This window comes from Kineococcus siccus (assembly GCF_009906795.1).
Lineage (GTDB): Bacteria > Actinomycetota > Actinomycetes > Actinomycetales > Kineococcaceae > Kineococcus > Kineococcus siccus.
In genome coordinates this window covers 1-4,756 of sequence record NZ_JAAALN010000275.1, presented here as the reverse complement: position 1 = coordinate 4,756, position 4,756 = coordinate 1, and the positions used below count along the sequence as shown (strand labels likewise).

Below are 4,756 nucleotides of genomic sequence, written 5' to 3'. Positions count from 1 at the left end.
CCGGGGCGGTGCCCGCGCGGCTGCGGCGGGTGCACGCTGGCCCGACCCGGACCCCGGGTCCCCCTGCGAGAGAGGTCGACGATGACCACGAGCACCCCCGCCACCGACGCCACCACCACCGGGACGGGCCCCGTCGGGCCGCCCGTGCCCTTCGACCCGGAGGTCGGGGCCGCGCTCGCCGCGATGGGCGGCTTCCCCCCGCTGACGCCCGACCTCGTCCCGGTCATGCGGCAGGGCCTGCCCGGCATGGAGCCGCCGACCGACGCCGACCTCGAGCGCGGCGGCGCCTTCACCGTCGAGGAGCGGGCCGTGCCGGGCCCGGACGGCGCGCCCGACGTGTCGCTGCTCGTGTGCCGGCCCACGGGGACGAGCACGCCGCTGGGCGCCGTCTACTGGATCCACGGCGGGGGGATGATCATCGGGGACAACCGCAACGGGGTCCTGGAGGCGCTGGACTGGGCGCAGGAGCTGCAGCTCGTCGTCGTGTCGGTGGAGTACCGCCTCGCGCCCGAGACGCCGCACCCCGGGCCCGTCGAGGACTGCTACGCCGGGCTGGTGTGGACCGCCGAGCACGCGGCCGAGCTGGGCGTCGACCCCGCGCGGATCGTGGTGGCCGGGGCCAGCGCCGGCGGTGGCCTGTCGGCCGCGGTGACGCTCATGGCGCGCGACCGGCGCGGCCCCGCGATCGCGGGTCAGCTGCTGATCTACCCGATGCTCGACGACCGCAACGACTCCCCCTCCGCCGTGCAGATGGCCGACACGGGCACGTGGGGGCGCACCGCCAACGACACGGGCTGGACGGCCCTGCTGGGTGAGGCGCGCGGGGGCCCCGACGTGTCGCCCTACGCGGCCCCGGCCCGCGCCCAGGACCTGTCGGGCCTGCCGCCGACCTTCGTCGACGTCGCGTCCGCGGAGAACTTCCGCGACGAGGACGTCGCCTACGCGACGCGGATCTGGCGGGCCGGCGGGCGCGCGGAGCTGCACGTGTGGCCCGGCGGGTTCCACGGCTTCGACGCCTTCGCCCCGCAGGCCGCGGTGTCGCAGGAGGCCCTGGCGGCGCGGCGGCGCTGGCTGCGCCGGCTGCTGGAGCCCTGAACCGCCCAGGTCCCCGCCGCGGGGCCCTCCGCGGGGTGATGATGACCCCGTGCGCGACCTGACGGTGCGGCTCGCGGCGCTGGACCCCGAGGCCGGGGCCGCGCTGCGCGTCGTGTCGTACTTCGACGAGCTGGCGGCGGGCCACGCGGGTCTCGCCGCGGTCGTGCGCGGCGCCGCCGTCCTCACCGGCAGCCCCGCCCGCCTCACCGACGACCGCCGGCACCTGTGCGTGCGGGTGGCCGCCGACGGCCGTCCCCTGCCCACTCCGGCCACCGTGGAGGAGGGCTGGCTGCGCACCGCCGTGGACGCGGGGGCGGTGCTCCGGCTCGAGCGCCCGGGGCCCGCGCGGATGGTCGACGCGGTCGTCCTGGAGCGCGCCGCGGCCCTGGCGCGGACCGTCCTGGAGCGGACCCGGCCCCTGCCGGCGACCCCGGCGGCCGACGGCCGGCAGGACCCGGACCTGCTGGAGGTGCTCCTCGACGCCGGGGCCGACGAGCGGGCCCGCCGGGGCGCCGCGCAGGCCCTCGGGATCGGTGCGGCGCCGTCCCGGGTGCTCGCCTACGACGACGGGGAGCTGCGGGTCGGCACCACCCTCCCGACGGCGTCCCGGCGGGTCGGGGTGGGGCCCGCCGTCGCCGTGGGCGAGCTGCCCGCGTCGGCGCTCGCGGCGCGGCGGGCGCTGCGCCTGACGGCCGAGGGCACGGCGGCCGACCCCGGACCCCGCGTCGTGCAGGCCGAGCAGGTGCAGGCCCTGCTGCTGCTGGCCGACGCCGTCACCCCCGCCACCGCCCCGGTCGCCGACGTCGTGGCGCTGGAGCGAGCGGCGGCCGCGGGCCCCTGGGTGCTCGCCACCCTGCACGCCCTGACCGTGGCCCCGACGCGGCGGGCCGCGGCCGCCGAGCTCGGGGTCCACCACTCGACGCTGCAGGAGCGCCTGACCGGCGCCCAGCGCCTGCTGGGCTGGGACCTGCACGAGCCCGCGGGCGTGCAGCGGCTGCACCTCGCGCTGGCCCTGCGGCGCCTGCACCGCCACCCCGCCTGAGCACCCGTTCGGCCCTGCCGCCCCTCAAGGGGGCTCCCGCGGCCGTCGATCACGGGGGGACGCCCGCCGCCGACCTGCGGGCCCGACCGGCGAGCGGCAGGAGGTGGTCCGCGGTGGAGGCCGTGCAGGACTCCGTCGTCGCCCCCGCGCGGCCCGGCCGGGAGGCCGTGCTGCGCAGCGCCGGCTTCGCGGCCGTCTTCGCCGTCGCCGTGTACCTGGGCCGCCAGACGGTCATGGACGGGACGAGCCTCAGCCTCGTGTGGCCCGCCGCGGGCGTCGCCGCGGCGTGGTTCGCGGTCCAGCGCGACGCCGGCACCCGGTGGCTCGACGCCGGCCTGCTGAGCGCCGTGACCTGGTCGATCAACCTCGCCACCGGCACCGACGGCCTGCTCGCGCTGTTCTTCGTCGCCGCCAACCTCGTCCAGGTCGAGGTGTTCGTCGTCCTCCTGCGGCGCTGGTGCCCCGGGCTCTGGGGCACCGGTGGGCGCGATCCCCTCACGGGGACGCGGACCCTGGTGCGCCTCATGGTGGCCGCGCTCGCGGGCACCGCGGCGGGTGCCCTCATCGGCCCGACGTCGGCGGCGCTGTCCACCGGGACGTGGTCCTGGCTCGTCCTCGCGGTGTGGCTGGTGCGCAACACCGTCTCGGTGCTGCTCATCACCGTCGCGGTGCTGCGCGTGGGTCACGCGCTGAGCGCGAGGAGCGGGTCCGGCGCCGCCCCGGGCGGCCCCGGGGCCACGCGACGGCTGCCGTTCCTCGTCCCGGCGGGCTGGCGGGCCGCGGAGCTGACGGCCGCGGTGCTCGCCTCCGGCTTCGCCTACGCCGCCGTGTTCTGGTTGGCGCACGGGCTGCCGCTCGCCTTCCTGCCCCTGGCCCTGACCGTGTGGGTCGCCCTCCGCTTCGACACGACGCTGCTCACCGTGCACGGCGTGCTCGTGAGCACCGGGGCCGTCCTGTGCACCCTCGCCGGCGGGGGACCCTTCGCCCTCATCGCCACCGACGCCACCCGCGCGCTCGTCGTGCAGGTCTACGTCGGCCTGCTGGCCGTCATCGGGCTCATGCTCGCCGTGAGCCGCGACGAGCGCGCGGTCCTCGTCGGCCGCTTGCGCGGGTCGGAGGCCACCGCCCACGAGCTGCTGGCGCAGGTCCAGCTGCGCGCCGAGTTCGGCGACACGGTCCTCGCGACCGTGGACGTGGGCGTCGCGGTGTCCGACGCCGAGGGGCGGCTGACGCTGCTGAACGACACCGCCCGCACGTGGTGCGGCCTGGACCCCGGCACCGACCTCGCCGCCGCGGGAGGCGACGGCGTGGCCGACGGCCTGACCGCGCTCGTGGCGGACGACTCGCCGCTGCGGAGGGCGCTCGCCGAGGGCCGCGTCGAGGGCGTCGAGCTGCTGCTCGCCCCGGCCGGGCGCCCCCCGGTCCCCGTCACCTGCAGCGCGCGCCGGATGACCGCCGCCGACGGCACGCTGGCCGGCGCCGTCGTCGCGATGCACGACCTGCGCAGCCTGCGCTCGCGCGAGACCGCCCTGGCCGCGGCCAACGACCGCCTCCGCGAGCACGGTGAGCACCTCGAGCACCTCGCGCGGGTCTCGCGGGCCGTCCTTACCTCCGACGAGCCGCGCCGCGCCGTCTGCGACGCCGCCCTCGAGGTCACCGGGGCGCACTCCGTCACGCTGTGGCAGCCCGACCTGGTGGACCGCCGCTTCGTCGCCACGGGCGGCGCCACGGCCGGTGTGCCCGCCGACGACGCGGTGCCGCCCGCCGCGGCCGACCTCGCCATGGACGGCGCGAGCAGCCTCGTCGACCTCTGCTTCCGCCAGGACCGGACCCTGTTCCTCCCCGACGCCGCGCGGCACCCGCTGGCCAGCCCGCTGATCGCCGAGGTGCTCGGCCCCGACACCTCGGGGGTCTGGTTGCCCGTGCCCGACCGCGACGGCACGGTCGCGGGTGTGCTCGTCGTGCTGTGGACGACGCGCGTGGCGGTCCTGCCCGCGCAGACGTCCGCGCTGCTGACGGCGCTCGCCGCGGAGGCCGCGCACGCCTTCGACCGCGCCGACCTCGTCGCCCAGCTCGGCCGCGCCGCGGTCCACGACCCCCTGACGGGGCTGGCCAACCGGCGGCGCTGGGACGAGGTGGCCGCCCTGGAGATCGCGCGGGCCGCCCGGACGGGGGCGCCCGTGACCTTCGCCCTCATCGACCTCGACCACTTCAAGGCCTACAACGACACGCACGGGCACCTCGCGGGTGACCGGCTGCTGGAGGAGTTCGCCCGCCGCGCCCCCGCCTCGCTGCGCGACCTCGACGTCCTGGCGCGGTGGGGCGGGGAGGAGTTCGCCGTCGCGCTGCCGGGCTGCACCGCCGAGCAGGCCCGCCACGTGGCCGACCGCATCCGCGCCGACGTCCCGGACGGGCAGACCTGCAGCATCGGGGTCTGCCAGTGGCAGCCCGGCCAGGGCATCGAGCAGGTGATGGCGGAGGCCGACGCCGCCCTGTACCGCGCCAAGCGGCAGGGTCGCGACCGGACGGTGCTCGCCGCCGGCACCCGCCCCCTGACCCTGGCGCCGTCGGGCTCCTGAGCCCCGACCGCCCGAGCCCCGACCGCCTGAGCCCCGACCG

At 78.4% G+C, this 4,756-nt stretch carries 3 protein-coding genes; all 3 read left to right on the top strand.

Going from position 1 to position 4,756, the window contains the following annotated elements:
- Window positions 1-81: 81 nt before the first annotated feature.
- The 3 genes from GTR02_RS19915 to GTR02_RS19905 all read left to right on the top strand — a co-directional run bounded on the left by GTR02_RS19915 (window position 82) and on the right by GTR02_RS19905 (window position 4,716).
- Entirely contained in the window at window positions 82-1,095 is a 1,014-nt protein-coding gene (locus tag GTR02_RS19915) for an alpha/beta hydrolase (RefSeq protein ID WP_166609222.1), read from the top strand.
- 49 nt (window positions 1,096-1,144) lie between these two features.
- Window positions 1,145-2,137 (top strand): helix-turn-helix domain-containing protein, encoded by a 993-nt coding sequence (locus GTR02_RS19910; RefSeq protein WP_166609221.1) that lies wholly within the window; start codon window positions 1,145-1,147, stop codon window positions 2,135-2,137.
- A gap of 113 nt (window positions 2,138-2,250) precedes the next feature.
- Entirely contained in the window at window positions 2,251-4,716 is a 2,466-nt protein-coding gene (locus GTR02_RS19905; protein ID WP_166609220.1) for a diguanylate cyclase domain-containing protein, read from the top strand.
- Window positions 4,717-4,756 lie beyond the last annotated feature (40 nt).